This window comes from Cryobacterium sp. AP23 (genome assembly GCF_054075385.1).
The window spans coordinates 3,560,501-3,576,666 of record NZ_CM133415.1 but is presented as its reverse complement, the minus strand read 5'-3'; the positions used below and the strand labels follow the sequence as shown (position 1 = coordinate 3,576,666).

At 67.9% G+C, this 16,166-nt stretch carries 11 protein-coding genes; 4 read left to right on the top strand and 7 right to left on the bottom strand.

What is annotated here, in order from left to right:
* Positions 1 to 95 precede the first annotated feature (95 nt).
* Both ACU5E9_RS16900 and ACU5E9_RS16895 read right to left on the bottom strand, forming a co-directional pair.
* Entirely contained in the window at positions 96 to 3,164 is a 3,069-nt protein-coding gene (locus ACU5E9_RS16900; protein ID WP_456811057.1) for an alpha-mannosidase, read from the bottom strand.
* Between the two features lie 203 nt (positions 3,165 to 3,367).
* Positions 3,368 to 5,254, bottom strand: coding sequence for a phosphoenolpyruvate carboxykinase (GTP) (locus tag ACU5E9_RS16895; protein WP_456811056.1), 1,887 nt, complete (start codon positions 5,252 to 5,254; stop codon positions 3,368 to 3,370).
* Positions 5,255 to 5,370: 116 nt separating this feature from the next.
* Here ACU5E9_RS16895 and ACU5E9_RS16890 point away from each other — a divergent pair, with 116 nt between their 5' ends.
* From ACU5E9_RS16890 to ACU5E9_RS16880, 3 genes are all read left to right on the top strand, one after another.
* Positions 5,371 to 6,813, top strand: a complete 1,443-nt coding sequence (locus ACU5E9_RS16890; protein ID WP_456811055.1) for a helix-turn-helix domain-containing protein — start codon at positions 5,371 to 5,373, stop codon at positions 6,811 to 6,813.
* 254 nt (positions 6,814 to 7,067) lie between these two features.
* Positions 7,068 to 7,682 (top strand): GAF and ANTAR domain-containing protein, encoded by a 615-nt coding sequence (locus ACU5E9_RS16885; protein ID WP_456811054.1) that lies wholly within the window; start codon positions 7,068 to 7,070, stop codon positions 7,680 to 7,682.
* Complete coding sequence (locus ACU5E9_RS16880; protein WP_456811053.1) at positions 7,679 to 8,392, top strand: GAF and ANTAR domain-containing protein; 714 nt, start codon at positions 7,679 to 7,681, stop codon at positions 8,390 to 8,392. Before ACU5E9_RS16885 ends, ACU5E9_RS16880 begins: the two co-directional genes overlap by 4 nt.
* A gap of 27 nt (positions 8,393 to 8,419) precedes the next feature.
* On the opposite strand, the gene ACU5E9_RS16875 is transcribed toward ACU5E9_RS16880, so the two are convergent.
* The 4 genes from ACU5E9_RS16875 to ACU5E9_RS16860 form a co-directional block, all read right to left on the bottom strand.
* Positions 8,420 to 9,349, bottom strand: a complete 930-nt coding sequence (locus ACU5E9_RS16875; RefSeq protein WP_456811052.1) for an aldo/keto reductase — start codon at positions 9,347 to 9,349, stop codon at positions 8,420 to 8,422.
* Between the two features lie 293 nt (positions 9,350 to 9,642).
* Positions 9,643 to 10,245: an NADPH-dependent FMN reductase gene (locus tag ACU5E9_RS16870; RefSeq protein WP_456811051.1), complete on the bottom strand. Its 603-nt coding sequence runs from the start codon at positions 10,243 to 10,245 to the stop codon at positions 9,643 to 9,645.
* A gap of 134 nt (positions 10,246 to 10,379) precedes the next feature.
* A complete protein-coding gene (locus ACU5E9_RS16865) occupies positions 10,380 to 11,621 on the bottom strand; it encodes a family 1 glycosylhydrolase (RefSeq protein WP_456811050.1) in 1,242 nt (413 codons plus the stop codon).
* Between the two features lie 80 nt (positions 11,622 to 11,701).
* Positions 11,702 to 13,039, bottom strand: coding sequence for an MFS transporter (locus tag ACU5E9_RS16860; protein WP_456811049.1), 1,338 nt, complete (start codon positions 13,037 to 13,039; stop codon positions 11,702 to 11,704).
* A gap of 143 nt (positions 13,040 to 13,182) precedes the next feature.
* Between ACU5E9_RS16860 and ACU5E9_RS16855 the strand changes: the two genes are divergently transcribed.
* Positions 13,183 to 13,770, top strand: a complete 588-nt coding sequence (locus tag ACU5E9_RS16855; protein WP_456811048.1) for a TetR family transcriptional regulator — start codon at positions 13,183 to 13,185, stop codon at positions 13,768 to 13,770.
* 24 nt (positions 13,771 to 13,794) lie between these two features.
* Here the strand turns inward: ACU5E9_RS16855 and ACU5E9_RS16850 are convergent, their stop codons facing one another.
* Positions 13,795 to 15,996, bottom strand: coding sequence for an MMPL family transporter (locus tag ACU5E9_RS16850; protein WP_456811047.1), 2,202 nt, complete (start codon positions 15,994 to 15,996; stop codon positions 13,795 to 13,797).
* Positions 15,997 to 16,166: the final 170 nt, after the last annotated feature.

Genomic DNA, 16,166 nt, shown 5'->3' with positions numbered 1-16,166 from the left:
GTCGGCGAGGTCGCGTCGTTCGACTTGCCGCAATGTGCCCCATCAAGCGTGGCGAAGGGGCATTTTTCGGCAAGTCGGCGAGCGGTCAGGCCGCGTCAGGGGCGGACGAAGCGCAGGGTGACGATCTCGAAGGGGCGCAGGGTCAGGGTGAGGGCGTGCGACTCCACCGGCAGGGGCGCCCCGGCGGCGAGCTCGACGCGGGGATCGGCCAGGGGGCGCTCGAGCAGGTCGGTTTCGACCACATCCGTCGCCTCGAAGTGACGGATGAGCCGGGCCGTGGACCGGTTGCCGTGCGCCTCGTAGAGCCGCACGATCAGGTCGCCGCTCCGGTCTTCGGCCAGTTTCACCGCCTCCACCACCACGGCCGGGTTGTCCACCCGCAGCAGCGGCTCGATCACCGCATCGGCCACCCCGGTCACGGCGCGCACCGGCAGGTTGAGTCGGTAGCCCTCGGCCACGGCCTCCGGGATGCCCGCCGCCACCCGCACGGACACCCGCAGTTCGTGCCGGCCCTGGTCGGCGGCGGGGTCGGGGAACACGGCCGCGCGCAGCAGCGACAGCCGCACCGTCGTCGCGGACCGGCCGGCGCCGTCCGGGGACCGGCCGATGTCGTGCCCGTAGGTGGAGTCGTTGCCCACCGCGACCCCGTAGCCGGGTTCGCCCACGTGCACCCAGCGGTGCGCCACGGTCTCGAACCGGGCCGCATCCCAGGAGGTGTTGGTGTGCGTGGCCCGGAAGACGTGGCCGAACTGGATCTCGGACGCGGCCCGGTCGGCGTTCACATCGAGCGGGAACGCCAGCTTGAGCAGCTTCTGCCGTTCGTGCCAGTCCAGGTCGAAGGCCAGGTCCACCGCCGGCGACCCCGCCGACAGGGTGATGACCTCGACCACCCGGGACGCCCCGAAGGACCGGGTGACCCGCACGTCGACCCGCTCCGGCGTCTCGAGGACCACCTCGACCGACTCGGCCGCGACCAGGTCGACGGTGTTGCGTTTGTAGTGCTCGTCGATGTCCCAGGCGTCCCACTGGGTGGGGGTGTCGCGGTGCAGTTGCAGCAGGTTGCCGCGGGAGCCCACCGGCACCAGTTCGCGGTGCCGGACCACGTCCCGGACCGAGCTGAACAGCCCGTCATCATCGATGGTGACGGCCACGAGTCCGTTGTCGAGCACCAGGCCCGCCGCGGTGCGGGTCACCGTGACGCTCGCCGCGGGCGCGGCCGGGTCGGGGTGGGCGGCGTCGGCGCCGGCCAGTGCGGTCACGCCGTCGAGGGCGTACGGGCCGGCATTGAGCAGCACGGTGGCGTCGCCGGGTCGGCAGAGTCGCCGCACCGTGGACTCGATCAGCGAGGTCAAGGTGCCGGCCACGGCGGCGTAGTTACGTTCGGCCTCCTGGTGCACCCAGGCGATGGAGGAGCCGGGCAGGATGTCGTGGAATTGCTGCAGCAGCACCGTATGCCAGGTGCGCTCCAGCAGGGCGTACGGGTACTCGGCGCCGGTGCGCACCGTGGCCGTGGTCGCCCACAGTTCCGCCTCCCGCAGCAACTGCTCGCTGCGGCGGTTGCCCCGTTTGGTGCGCGCCTGCGAGGTGTAGGTGCCGCGGTGGAACTCGAGGTACAGCTCGCCGGACCACACCGGCGGGTCGGGGTACTCGGCCTCCGCCGCCTCGAAGAACCGGCGGGGGGTGGACAGCTCGACGGTCGGCGAGCCCTCCAGCGACGCGGTGCGGCGGGCGGCGGCGATCATCTCCTCGGTCGGACCGCCGCCGCCGTCGCCGAAGCCGAACGGCACCAGCGAGGTGTTCGCAGCGCCCTTCTCGGCATACTGCCGCTCGGCCCGTGCCAGCTCCTCCCCCGACAGCTCGGCGTTGTACGTGTCCACCGGCGGGAAGTGGGTGAAGATCCTGGTGCCGTCGATGCCCTCCCAGCGAAAGGTGTGGTGCGGCATCAGGTTGGTCTCGTTCCAGGAGGTCTTCTGGGTGAGGAACCACTTGGACCCGGCCATGGCGACGATCTGCGGCAGCGCCGCGGAGTAGCCGAACGAGTCCGGCAGCCACACCTCCAACGGTTCGATACCGAACTCGGTCATGAAGAACCGCTTGCCGGCGACGAACTGCCGCACCAGCGCCTCACCGCCGGGCATATTGGTGTCCGACTCCACCCACATCCCGCCGACCGGCACGAACGCGCCGGCCGCGACCTGCGCCTTCACTCGGGCGAACAGTTCGGGGTAGAACTCCTTCAGCCAGGCGTACTGCTGGGCGGATGATGCGGCGAAGGCGAAGTCCGGGTTCGCCTCGATCAGGGCCAGCACGTTCGAGAAGGTGCGGGCGACCTTGCGCACGGTTTCCCGCACCGGCCAGAGCCAGGCGCTGTCGATGTGCGCGTGCCCCACCGCGTGCAGCCGGTGCGCGCTCGCGTTCGCGGGTTGCGCGAGCACCGCGGCGACCGCCGCCCGGCCGGCCGCGGCGGTGCCCGCCACATCATCGGGGTCCACGGTGTCGATGCACCGCTCCAGCGCCCGCAGGATGTCCGCCCGCCGGGCCGTTCCCGCCGGAAGCTCCCGCATCAGGCCGGTCAGCGTCCAGAAGTCCTGAACCAGCTGCCAGACCGTTTCGTCCCGGAGGGCGAGGTCGACCTGCCGGAGCGTGTACAGCGGTTTCTGGCCCGCGGTGGCCGGGTCGCCCTTGTCGGTGGCGACGAAGGTGAACCCGGATGTGACATCCGGGTTGGCGGCCGCCTCGAGGTAGAGGTCGACCGGCCGGCCGGGCGCGGTCGGCAGTGGCACCGAACGGTTGTGGGGCGAGATGGCCTTGAGGATCACCCCGTCGGGGGCGTAGACCAGACCCTCGGCCTGGAATCCCGGGGTCGCCCTGCTGAAGCCGAGATCGACCAGCAACTCGAGGCGCACCGTGTCGTCGATCACCCAGTCCGCCGGCACCGTTCCGGTGACGTGCAACCAGGTCGTGCCCCACGGGCGGCCCCACCTGCGACCAGTGCCGAAGGGAGTGAAGTCTTGGCCGACCGCGTCGGCGAACGGCACCGGCTCCCCCGGCGCATCCCAGGATTCGATGGTGAGCGGCGCGGTCGCCCGGTTGATCGCTGGCCGGAGCCGTTCACGGACGAACCGGCTGATCCGCAGCTCGACGAGTGCGCTGTCATCATGCATTGCTTACCGGCTCTCTCACCCTTGATCGCGCCTGGACGACAGCATCCTATTCCGACCGTGCGAGGGCCTCCCCGCCGGACGCCATCGCTGCAAAAAAGGAGACCGTAAGGTTTCTAGGACCCTTGCGGCCATCGGGTCCTAGAAAACTCACTATCTCCTAATTTGCGGATGCCGCCCCGGCCGGCGGCGCCGGGGCGCGGGAGCTAGTCGGCGAGGTGGTAGCGCAGGCTCGCAAGCTCGGACTGGAGCGCCGGCGGCACCCGGGAGCCGAACTTGGCGAAGAACTCCTCGGTGAGGTCGCACTCGGCCAGCCAGGAGGCCGGGTCGATGCTGAACAGCTGCTCGAGGGCCTCGTCGCTCACGTCGAGACCGGCCACGTTGAGCGCGCCGGCCACCGGCATCCGCCCGATCGGGGTGTCGACGGCGGCGACCGAGCCCTCGACCCGGCGGATGATCCACTCGAGCACGCGGGCGTTCTCACCGAAGCCGGGCCAGAGGAAGCTGCCGTCCTCGCCCTTGCGGAACCAGTTGACCTGGAAGATCGCGGGCGCCTTGGTGCCCAGGCCCTTGCCGACGCGGAGCCAGTGCGCCCAGTAGTCGGCCATGTTGTAGCCGCAGAACGGCAGCATCGCGAACGGGTCGCGGCGCAGCTCCCCGACGGTGCCCTCGGCGGCGGCGGTCTTTTCCGAGGAGATGGTGGCGCCCATGAACACGCCGTGCTTCCAGCTGCGGGCCTCGGCGACCAGCGGCACGTTGGTGGCGCGGCGGCCGCCGAACATGATTGCGTCGATCGGCACCCCGCCGACGTCTTCCCAGCTGTCGGCGATGGACGGGCACTGCGCTGCCGGCACGGTGAACCGGGAGTTCGGGTGCGCGGCGGGCCGGCCACTGTCGGGGGTCCAGGAGTTGCCCTCCCAGTCGGTGAGGTGGGCGGGCGGCGTCTCGGTGAGCCCCTCCCACCACACGTCGCCGTCGTCGCGCAGGGCGACGTTGGTGAAGATGGTGTTACCCCACACCGTCTGCACCGCGGTGGGGTTGGTGGTCTCGCCGGTGCCGGGGGCCACGCCGAAGAACCCAGCCTCGGGGTTGATCGCCCAGAGCCGGCCGTCGTCGCCGGGCCGCAGCCAGGCGATGTCGTCGCCGATGGTCTCCACCTTCCAGCCGGGGATGGTGGGCTGCAGCATCGACAGGTTGGTCTTGCCGCAGGCGGAGGGGAACGCGGCGGCCACGTGGTGGGTGCCGCCCTCGGGCGAGGTGACTTTGATCAGCAGCATGTGCTCGGCGAGCCAGCCCTCGTCGCGGGCCATCACCGAGGCGATCCGCAGCGCGAACGACTTCTTCGACAGCAGCGCGTTGCCGCCGTAACCGGAGCCGAACGACCACACCTCACGGTCCTCGGGGAACTGCACGATGTACTTGGTGTCGTTGCTGGGCCAGGTGATGTCGGCGCGGCGCGAGCCGTGCGCATCCACAAGCGGGAACCCCACGCTGTGCACGGTGCGCACCCACGGGGTACCCGCCTCGATCAGGCGCTGAACGGCCGCACCCATCCGGGTCATGATGCCCAGGTGCAGCACCACGTACGCCGAATCGGTGAGCTCGACGCCGAGCTGTGAAATCGGGCCGCCGAGGGGTCCCATCGAGAACGGCACGACGTACATCGTGCGGCCGCGCATGCTGCCGGCGAAGACACCGTTCAGCTCGGCGCGCATCGCTGTCGGCTCGGCCCAGTTGTTGGTGGGGCCGGCGTCGTCGCGGTGGGTGGAGCAGATGAACGTGCGGTCCTCGACCCGGGCGACGTCGGTGGGGCTGGTGCGCGCCAGGAAGCTGTTCGGGCGCCATTCCGGATTGAGCCGGATCAGCTTGCCCTCGGCAACCAGCTGCTTGGAGAGCACGTCAGCCTCCTGCGCGCTGCCGGTGCACCACACGATGGCGTCGGGCTCGGTGAGGCGGGCAGTCTCCTCGACCCAGGCCTGCAGGGCGGGGTCGGTGCTGCCGGTCGGGGCGCCGAACCCGGCGGGGACCGTCGTCTCGATCGAGCGTGCGGCATGGGTGCGGATGTGGCTGCGAACGGGGTGCGTGACGGTCATTGTCTGCCTTCCTCGGGATGCTAATTTCGTCCTGTGCATTAAGAATGCGCCGCAATAGCCGCTCTAAACGGGAAAACCATCGTTAAGAAACGCGGTTCTTTACGTATGCTTAAGGAATGCCAACGCCGGCCTCAGACCTGGTCACCCTCGGTCACCGCATCCGTCACTTTCGCAGCGAGCGCGCGCTCACGCTCGACCAGCTCGGCGAGCAGGTGGGCCTGGCTGCCAGCCAGCTCTCGCTGATTGAGAACGGGCGGCGGGAACCCAAGCTCTCCACCCTGCAGCAGCTGGCGCAGGCGCTGGGTGTGCCGCTGGCCGACCTGCTCAGCGGCGAAGCCCCCAACACCCGGGCCGCCCTGGAGATCGAGCTGGCCCGGGCGCAGAAGAATCCGTTGTACGGCGCGCTCGGCCTGCCCCAGGTGAAGGTGACCAAGGGCATGCCGCTGCCGGCGATCGAGTCGCTCGTGGGCCTGCACCGGGAGCTGGCCCGCCGCGCCAGCGAGGCCATCGCCACCCCGGAGGAGGCCCGCCGGGCCAACACCGAGCTGCGTGAGCGGATGCGGGAGCGCGGCAACTACATGCCCGACATCGAGAAACTTGCCGAGGAACGCGTCCGGGCGTCCGGGCACGTCTCCGGCGCGCTCACCCACCGGGAGGTGAGCGTGATGGCCGAACAGCTCGGCTTCACCCTGATCTATGTGAACGACCTGCCGAACTCAACCCGGTCGGTGACCGACCTGGTCAACCACCGCATCTACCTGCCGCCGGCGTCGATCCCTGGCGGGCACGGGCTGCGGTCGATGGCGCTGCAGGCGATGGGCCACCGGCTGCTCGGCCACGAGCGTCCCGCCAGCTACGCCGAATTCCTCTGGCAGCGGCTGGAGATCAACTACTTCGCCGCCTGCTGCCTGATGCCGCTGGATGCGACGCGCACCTTCCTGCAGACCGCCAAGCGGGAACGGGTGCTCTCGGTGGAAGACCTGCGCGACGCGTTCGGGGTCACCCACGAGGCGGCGGCGCTGCGACTGACGAACCTGGCCACCGAGCACCTCGACATGACCGTGCACTTCCTGCGGGTCTCCGGCGACGGCGCCCTGCAGAAGGGCTACGAGAACGACGGCCTGCCGTTGCCGGCCGACGTCACCGGGTCAATCGAGGGCCAGCTGGTCTGCAAGCAGTGGAGCGCCCGCAGCGCGTTCACGCACACCAACCGCACCACCGAGTTCTACCAGTACACCGACACCCCGGCCGGCACGTTCTGGTGCGCCACCCAGACCGGCACCACAACGGATGAGGAGTTCTCGATCAGCGTCGGCGCCCCGTTCGCGCAGGCGAAGTGGTTCCGCGGCCGGGAGACCACGCAACGCGCGGTTTCCCGCTGCCCGGACGAGTCCTGCTGCCGCCGGCCCTCCGGCGCGGTCGCCGCCCGGTGGAACGGCCAGGCCTGGCCGAGCGCCCGGCTGCACGCGCACGTGCTCTCCCCGTTGCCCTCCGGCACGTTCCCGGGCGTGGACGACACCGAGGTCTACGAATTCCTCGAGGCGCACGCCGACCAGTGACGGCACGCATGCTTGCCGTCGATTGAGGTTGTACTCAAACACTGCCTCAAAAATGAACCCGCTAGTCGCCAGGCCATCCAGCGGCCGGACAACCTTTTCGCACTCCGATGTCAAGCCCTATATCCGCGTCCGGGTGACGCGTATTGTGACGAAAAACGAGACGAGGTGGAGCGATGACGGCGAATTCATTTCAAGCAGCGTCCGATGCCCTGTCCGAGGGAGGTGGGCGGATCGATGATTTGGCCCATCCGTTCGTGAGCTTTCTCCCGATCTCCGGAGCCTCCATTTCAACCTTCGGCTCCCTTCTCGGTGCCGAGACCGTCTCCGCCACCGATTCCCGGGCCGAACGGGTCGACGAGACCCAATTCGACCTCGGTGAGGGGCCATGCTGGGATGCCCTGACGACGAGGGCGCCCGTGATCGAACCCGATTTCGCCAACACCGCGTCTTGGCCGGCCTTCACTGCGGCGATGCGCAACGAAGAGATTGGGGCGATCTTCGCCTTCCCGCTCATGTTCGGACCCCTCGAAATCGGTGCCATCGACCTGTACTCCACCACTCCGGGCTCCCTCACCGTCACGCAGCAGAGGCAGTCCCTGGTCCTGTCCGCAATCGTCAGCCGGATCCTGCTTCGGAACGCCGTCGGCACCGACGCTCCCCGTGAGACGACGACGTTCTCGCGCCGCCTGATCCATCAGGCGACGGGCATGGTCCTTGCTCAGGCGGGCACGACCGCGGATGACGCGTACCTGATCATTCAGGCCAGGGCCTTTGCCGACAACCGTCCGATGCGGGAAATCGCCGAGGACATCATCGAACGCCGGATCCGTTTCGGCAACCTCCCGGAAACCGACGAGGAGTCACCGTGATCGAGACGACCCGTACCGAACAGCTCTTCGACGCGTTCACGACACTCGCCGATACCCTCGTCGCCGGCTACGACGTCCTCGAGCTCCTGCAGTCGCTGGTGGAGTACTGCCATGACCTCCTCGACGTCGACTCCGCGGGCATCCTGCTCGCGAGTGGCACCAGCGAGCTCGAAGTCGTTGCGTCCACGAGCGAGGCGAACACCCTGGTGGAGATCATGCAACTCGACGCCGACGCTGGGCCGTGCCTGGAGTCGTTCCGGACTCGCGCGGTGGTGTCCGTGCCCGACATCGATGTCGGCTCGGAGCGTTGGCCGGATTTCTGCGAGACGGCCAGGGCCCAGGGCATCCACTCCGTGTACGCCATCCCGTTGCGCCTGCGGGAAACGACCATCGGAACGCTGAATCTGATGCGCAACGAACGCGGCGAGCTCGAGCACCACGACATCCGCGCCGCGCAGGCACTTGCTGATGTCGCGACGATCGGGATCCTGCAGGAACGCGTCATCCACGACTCGTCGACCATCCGCGATCAGCTGCAACAAGCTCTCTCCAGCCGGATCGTCATCGAGCAGGCCAAGGGAGTCATCTCTGAGACGCAGAAGTTGTCGATGGACGCAGCCTTCGAGCGCATCCGCGGGCACGCCAGGGCCCAGCAGATGTCGTTGACCGTGGTAGCCAGACAGGTTGTGGCCGGGGAGATCCGCCTGTAGCAGGCGGCCTCTCCCCGACGCGACGGGTCAGGGGACGATGTGCCCCGCGGCGCGGAACAGCTCGTACCATTCGGCCCGGCTGAGCACCACGTCTGACCCGAGCGCGGCGGCGGCGACCCGGTCGGGACTGGTGGTGCCGAGCACGACCTGCATCTGGGCGGGGTGCCGGGTGATCCAGGCCGTGGCGATGGCGATGGCGGGCACGCTGTACTGCGTGGCGAGCCGGTCGATGACGGCGTTGAGTTCGGGGTACTCGGCCGAGCCGAGGAACACGCCAGTGAAGAAGCCGGCCTGGAAGGGCGACCAGGCCTGGATGGTGATGTCGTGCAGGCGGCAGTAGTCCACGATCCCGCCCCCGTCGAGGGTGATCGACTGCTGCTCGGCGAGCATGTTCGCCGACACCCCCTGGGCGATGATTGGCGAGTGCGTGATCGAGAGCTGCAACTGGTTGGCAACGATCGGCTGGCGCACGTACTTCTGCAGCAGGTCGATCTGTCGGGGAGTGTGGTTCGAGACTCCGAAGGCGCGCACCTTGCCGCTGGCCTCCAGCTCGTCGAAGGCGCGCGCGACCTCTTCGGGCTCGACCAGCGCATCCGGGCGGTGCAACAGCAGGATGTCGATGCGGTCGGTCTCAAGCGCGGCGAGGGAGCCCTCGACCGATTCCAGGATGTGCTCGTAGGAGAAGTCGAAATAGCCGTCCCGGATGCCGGTCTTGGTCTGGATGGTGATCTCGTCCCGCTGGGACGGGGTCAGCTGCATCGCTTCGGCGAACCGGCGCTCACAGCCGTGCCGGTCGTTGCCGTAGATGTCGGCGTGATCGATGAAGTCGATGCCGGAGTCGCGGGCGGTGCGCACGAGTTCGCGGACCTCGTCATCGGTCTTGTCGGCGATCCGCATCAGCCCGAGCAGGACGTTCGGGGCGACGATCTCGGTTCCGGGCATGGTGAAGGTCTTCACGGAGGTCCTTTCAGCGGGACGTTCGGGGGCCCGCGAGCGGGCCGGTCGCAAGTTCGCGACGACGCGACTACTCTGCCGCGCTCATTTCACCGTACGGATGCGCGCTGCAGAAGTACAACTCCGATCGATGATGCGATTCAGAAGCGCCGGCGCTCAATCCCCCCCCCGACCCGAACCGTCCTCCCGAAGCACAACTCCTGCAATTCTCGGCCCCGTCGGAACCCGCCCCCGGGATTCCGGGCATCTGACCGGGTCGGGGCGAATTCTGCAGGAGTTATGCAGCCGTCCTGGGGTTATTTGCGGGAGCCGGGATCGTCGTCGCCGATGTGCCCGGGCGCGTTCGCGGCCAGGACCCGCTGCACGAAGGCGGAGTACTCCTCCATGTAGTGCCGCAGGAACTCGCGAGTGCCATCGTTCGTGACCTCGCCGTCGGGCGTGAACACGTCGGCGCTGAACTGGATGTACGCCTCCGGCGAGTTCAGCTGCGGCGCGTCGAGGAAGCTCAGCACGCTGCGCATGGAGGACTGCATCACGGCCGTGCCGATGCCGCCCGGCGAGGCGCCGATGATGCCGGTGGGCTTCCGGGCGAACGAGTTCGTGCCCCACGGCCGCGACCCCCAGTCGATGGCGTTCTTCAGTGCACCGGGAATCGACCGGTTGTATTCCGGCGAGATGAACAGCAGGCCGTCGGATGACTCGATCAGCGACTTCAGCATCCGCCCGGTCGGCGGGAATTCGGCGTCGTAGTCCGAGCTGTACAGGGGCAGATCCTTGATCGGGATTTCCTTGAATTCGAGCTCCGGCGGGGCGAGTTTGATGAGCGCCGTGGACAGGGTGCGGTTGATGGAGTCCCTGGCGAGGCTTCCGACCAGGTAGCCGATCTTGTATGCGGCCATGGGTTTCTTCCTTTCCGGCTTGCAACGAAACGATCAGTGCGAGGCGCTCCCCCAGATCGCGTGAACAGGGTCCGCCCATATCGGTCTAGCACCGCATGCCTGTGCTCGCCTGAACGTTCCACATGCCAGACCCACTACTCCGCGTCGCCTCGGAACCCGGCCACGGCGGCTGCATAGACGGCGGCGCTGGGCTTGGGCGTGCGCTCGAAGGTCTCACGGTCCACCGAGAGCAGTCCGAGTTTGGGGCCGTAACCGAAGATCCACTCGAAGTTGTCCATCAGCGTCCAGTGCGTGTAGCCGAGCACCGGCGTGCCCGCGGCGATCTCCTCGGCCAGCAGGTCGAGGGCGGCGGGAATGAACGCGGCTCGGTTCGTGTCGTCGTCGGTCTGCATGCCGTGTTCGGTGACGAACACCGGCACGCCGGAGACTTCGTGCGCGTAGCGAACCGCGCCCGCGAGCGACCCGGGCGCAATCACCGACCCCATGTCGTTTCGCGGCCCCTCCGGCAGGAACTCTCCGTCGGGTCCGTGCAGGGTGCGCTCGTAGTTCTGCACCCCGATGAAGTCGTCGTCCCGAGCCACCCGGAGCCAGTGGTCATAGACCGCGGCCCGCCGGGCGTCCCGGCTCTCCTCGCCACCGGCGACGGCCACTTCGTCACTGATCGCAATCGACACCCCCACCGGCACATCGGCGCGGCGCGCCTTGATCGCTGCCTTCGCCGCGCGGTGCGCGACCGTGAAGGCCTCCTGGAACTCCTGCTGGGCGTCGGCGGGCAGCACGTTCGACGCGAAATAGCGCTCGGTGCCGGCCGCGCGGGCTGCGGCGGCCAGCATCTCGATCTTCAGCTGTTCGGCCTGCGGAGGCAGCTTGCCGCCGGCCTGCAGCAGCTGTTCGAGGTTGGGTTCGTTGAGCGTCACGACGGCCGCGATGCGATCGCCGAAACGCTCCATCACCCGATCGCTCTGTTCGGCGAAAAGCGTGGCCGCGTCATCCGCGAGCCAGGAGCCCGCTGCGGAGAACCAGCTCGGCGCGGCGAAGTGATTCAGCGTGACGATGGGCGCGAGCCCGCGTTGGAGGCATCCGTCGACCACCCGTTCGTAGTGGTCGAGGGCATCGACCGCCACCTGACCGCGCACTGGCTCGATGCGCGCCCACTCGACCGAGAAACGCAGGGCGTTAAGGCCCATGCCCGCGACGATGTCGAGATCGTCCGGCCACTTCTCGTAGCCCTGGCAGCCGGGCCCGCTGCGTTCCTGGAACAAGGTGGGCACCGTGTTCTCCAGAAACCAGATGTCGCTGTGGATGTTGGCACCTTCGTTCTGGTGCCCGGCCTGCGCCACGCCCCAGAGGAAGTCTGCGGGAAACTGAGATGTCATGTGGAAACTCTCTTTCTGTCGTCGGACCGTTGTCCGCTGAAGGTGCCGGGCGTAGGCCGTCATTCGGACGGCCCGCACCCCTACCGTGCGCCGCGCACGAAGAGGATCGAGAGGCCGCCGACGATCGCGGCGACCGCGCCGGTGATGAAGAGGGCCGCGAAGTTCTGCCCGCCCGAGGTGCCCACGCCGATGGCCAGTAGGAATGGGGCCGCCGCCGAGACAAAGGACACCGGCAGGTTGTCGGCGATCTTGAAGATCGCGAGGTCCTTCGCCGGGTTGTCCGGGTCGGGCACCACGCTCGTGGCCAGCGCCAGCTCCACGGCGAAGTAGACGCCCTGACCGAGGGCCACCACACCGGCGGCGGCCAGGTACCAGCCGAAACTCGGCGCCATCGAGGCCAAGACGAGGCCGACACCGAGGATGACCGCGGCCGCGACAATGAAGGGCTTCCGCACGTCGAGGCGATCGCTGAGCCGGCCGATGGCGGGGGCGACAGCGAGGGAGATTCCGGTATTCACCACGACGGTGAGCAGGATCGCGCCGCCCAGCTCGGCCGGCGCCAGGCCGACGCTCTGCAGCAGGTAGATCGCCTGGAAGCCGTTGAGTGCGGCGACGCCGGAGAACACGAGCATCCGGCTGGTGAAGACCCAGGCGAAGCTGGGGAACTTGAGCGGGTTGACCCAGAAGACACTGAGTAGTTCGCCGAGGCTGCGGCGGGCACGACGCTGTTCGAACTGGGGATCACGCAGCACGACGGCCAGCAGGAGAACCGCGATCACCGCGATGGCGGTGGGGATCCCGATCAGCGGCACCAGGTCCGCGCCGAACGGCAGGGCGATCACCGTACCCAGCAGGGCGCCCATCGGCGTGCCGAGACTCACGAACGCCGAGGCCGGCCCGCGCTTGTTGGCGGGGATCTGATCGGCGAGGAGGGCCGTCGCCGTCACGACCGTGGCGATGAACCCGAGGTTGATCACGGCGTGCGCGAGAACGAAGAGCGGCACCGAGGTCGCTGTCACGAGCAGGAATCCGCCGACGATGAAGAAGACGGCGGCGGCAACCAGGAACGGTCGGCGGCGACCGAATCGTGACCGCGAGCGGTCACTCATCGAGCCCAAGACCGGCAGCGCCACGAGCGTGATCAGCCCGACGATGCCGCTCGAGATCGAAATTATCGTGGCGGCACCGTCGGCGTTGAGCTCGGTCGCCTTCAGGGTGAGGGTCAGTAACACGGCCGACATCTGCGCCGCACCGGCACCGATCGTTGCGAACACCAAAAAGAAGACGAATCCGCGGCTTTGATGCATCTGCGCTCGCAGCAACGCTGTCGGGGTGAGCTCGGTCAGGGTTGCGGTCGAACCGGCCGTGCTCGAGATGCTGGTATCCCGCAGATTCGCGGATTGGGGTGGGAGGGTCATAGGGGCTTCCTTGCCTAATGGTCCGCTCTGATGCGGCTGCTCTACGTCGAACTGCTGTCGTCGTGTATCCGAGGACGAGGAGAAGCTAACACAAAAATATGAAGGGTGCCATATTTTCATAGGAAGCTGATAACGTGTGCAGCATGGCCGGTCCGCGAGGGGAGTACAGCAAGAGCGTCGAGCGGCGGGCGGAGATTCTCGAAGCCGCGTTCGTCACCTTTGCTAAGAGCGGCTACACGGCGAGCTCCGTCAACGAGATCGCCCGATCCGTAGGGATGACGCAGACCGGTGTCGTGCACCACTTCGCCGGGAAACTGGCACTGCTGCAGGCCGTTCTCGAGCAACGCGACACCCGGGCTGAGCTTTCACTGGACGGGCGGACCGGCCGGGATTTCCTCGCGAGCCTGGTCGAGATTTCCCGCGCCCAGGAATCGCTGCGCGGTGTCGTCCAGCTCTACACGATCCTGTCCGCCGAGGCGACCGACCCCGGCCATCCGGCGCACGGCTACTTCGTCGACCGTTTTGAGCGCATTGCAGCCGCCGTCACCTTGGCCTTCGAGGAGGTGGGCGCAGCCAACGGGTTGCGGGACGGAGTCAACCCGCGCACGGCGGCTCTGCTCACCCTCGCCACGACCGAGGGACTCGAACTTCTCTGGCTCAACGGACTTGACGTCGATATGGCCGAGGACATCCGCCGCCACATCAACAGCCTGCTCATCGACCCGATCTAATCTGCGCGGCCCGAGTCTCGGATCTCAGGCGCCGACGAGCACGGGCTTCTCCCGCTCGATGGTCGGTTCCGCATCGAGCGCGCGGCCCTCGGTGTCGATGTTCGGGATGATGTGGTCCAGCCACTTCGGCAGCCACCACGCCGACTCACCGAGCAGGCTGAGCATCGCGGGCATGAGCACGAGTCGCACAATGAACGCATCCGCCATCACCCCGACCATCAGCCCGAACGCGATGGAGGCGCCGATCGCGAAGGTGCCGGTGGCGAACCCACCGAAGACGACGGTCATGATGGTCGCCGCGGCGACGAGCACCGGGCCAGACCGGGCGAAACCCTCCCGGATTGCCTGCTTGGGCGCCATGCCCTTGTCGTGCATCTCCTTGATGCGGGAGACCAGGAACACCTGGTAGTCCATGGCGAGCCCGAACAGCACGCCCACCAGCAGCAGCGGGAGCAGGCTGAGCATCGGGTCGCCCTGCGGGGCCGCGATGAAGGGATCGAGCCAGCCCCATTGGAAGACCGCGGTGCTCGCACCGAACGACGCGGCGACCGACAGAAGGTAGCCGAGGGTGGCGATGAGCGGGATGAGCAGCGAGCGGAACATCACGATCAGCAGCAGCATGGAGATCACGACGATGACGATGATGTACTTGATCAGGGCGCTCATCAGTGCGGCGTCCTGATCGATGCCGATGGCCGTCTCACCGGTCACCTCGAGGTGCACCCCGGTCACGGCGTCGGCGTCGTCCCGGATCGAGTGCACGAGATCCTTCGTCGTCTCGTCGATGGGGCTCTCCGCGGGGATCAGGATGATCCGGGCCATGGTGCCGTCGGCAGAGATCTCGGCCGGCACGACCTGCTGTGCTCCGTCGAGTGCGGCGAGGTCGGCTTCGAGTCCGGCCGTTTTCGTGGCGATGTCCTCGCCCTCGGCCAGGACGATGAGGGGGCTCTGGATGCCACCGAACTGATCGACGATGAGGGTATAGGCGGCGCGTTCGGTCGAGCTCGGGTCGGCGCCACCGGGCACATTGAATGCGGTCTTCATGCTGAAGAACGGCAGCGCGACAATGATGAGGACGACGACTCCGGCGATGACGGAGATGACTGGACGGTTGACGACGAAGCTGCCCCAGCCGCGCATGAGCCCGCGTTTCTGCACGGCGCCTTCCTGCCACAGGATTCCGTTGGCGAGGTCCGTCCGCTGCTTCTTCGACAGCGCCCTGGCGCCCAGGGTGCGCATGATGGCGGGTAACAGGGTCAGGGCCAGGAGCACCGACACGGCGACCGCGGCGGCGGCGGCCATCCCCATCTCGGTGACGAAGCTCAGGTTGGCGACCAGCAGGGCCACCAGGGCCACGATCACGGTGAGACCGGCGAAGACGACGGCCGTGCCGGCGGTGCCGGTGGCCCGGGCGACGGCGTCCTCGACGCTTTTTCCGCCGCGCAGTTCGATCCGGAAGCGGGACAGGATGAACAGGGTGTAGTCGATGCCCACGGCCAGGCCAAGCATCGCCGCCAGGATGATGGCGTTCTCGCCGATCGGGAAGAACGCCCCGTAGGCGAGGACCCCGACCAGGCTGACTCCGACGCCGAAGACGGCGATGAGCAGGTTGACCCCCGCCGCGAGCATCGAACCGAAGGTGAGGATCAGCACGAGAAAGGCGATGACCACACCGACGCCCTCGCCGAGGCCGGGCGCCGGGGCGCCCAGCGGAACGAGGTTGCCGCCCAGCTCGACGCCGAGGTCAGTCGCCGCGTCGGACTGCAGGTCGAGGGCGGCGGCGTGGAACGTCACCTGGTCATCGGCCGAGAGGTCGCCGTAGGTCAGGGTCGCCACGGCGATGCTCTGGTCCGCTGACACGTAGGGCCGGGCGGGGTCGAAGGGATCGGTCACCGATTCGACACCGGGAAGCGCCGCGGCGTCGCTCAGGACATCCGCGATCTCCTCCGCGACGGCGGGGTCGGAGACGGCGCCGGCGCTGGGCTGGAAGACCAGCTGGAGGGCGCTGCCCGCTGACTCGGCGGTGGGGAACTTGTCATTCATCCGCTCGAGGGCCTGGGAAGCCGGCGAGTCCGGGATGGAGACGGTCGCCTCTTCCGTCGACCCGTTGTTGGAGCCAACCACCAGTGCGCCGATGAGCGCGGCGAAGATCAGGAGCCAGGCCCCGATCACGACCAGTCGGTGCCGGGCACTGAACCGACCGACCTGTGCAAGAAACGCGGACATGTACTACTCCTCAGATGTGCGGCAGAAAACCTACTTTGTGAGTGTGGCTGCCGCGCCATGAGCGAGAATCGTTCAGCTGGATCGGCTGTTCTACGTCATTTGCAGTAGACGGCGGGGGGCCTCTGCGCGCCTCGCACCGACCTTCACCGCCGCGCCCGGTAAATTTGTCG

Bases quoted from the DNA above. Each gene is read 5' to 3' on its own strand.
- ACU5E9_RS16900 (WP_456811057.1), bottom strand. From the start codon at position 3,164: ATGCATGATGACAGCGCACTCGTCGAGCTGCGGATCAGCCGGTTCGTC.
- ACU5E9_RS16895 (WP_456811056.1), bottom strand. From the start codon at position 5,254: ATGACCGTCACGCACCCCGTTCGCAGCCACATCCGCACCCATGCCGCA.
- ACU5E9_RS16890 (WP_456811055.1), top strand. From the start codon at position 5,371: ATGCCAACGCCGGCCTCAGACCTGGTCACCCTCGGTCACCGCATCCGT.
- ACU5E9_RS16870 (WP_456811051.1), bottom strand. From the start codon at position 10,245: ATGGCCGCATACAAGATCGGCTACCTGGTCGGAAGCCTCGCCAGGGAC.
- ACU5E9_RS16865 (WP_456811050.1), bottom strand. From the start codon at position 11,621: ATGACATCTCAGTTTCCCGCAGACTTCCTCTGGGGCGTGGCGCAGGCC.
- ACU5E9_RS16860 (WP_456811049.1), bottom strand. From the start codon at position 13,039: ATGACCCTCCCACCCCAATCCGCGAATCTGCGGGATACCAGCATCTCG.
- ACU5E9_RS16855 (WP_456811048.1), top strand. From the start codon at position 13,183: ATGGCCGGTCCGCGAGGGGAGTACAGCAAGAGCGTCGAGCGGCGGGCG.
- ACU5E9_RS16850 (WP_456811047.1), bottom strand. From the start codon at position 15,996: ATGTCCGCGTTTCTTGCACAGGTCGGTCGGTTCAGTGCCCGGCACCGA.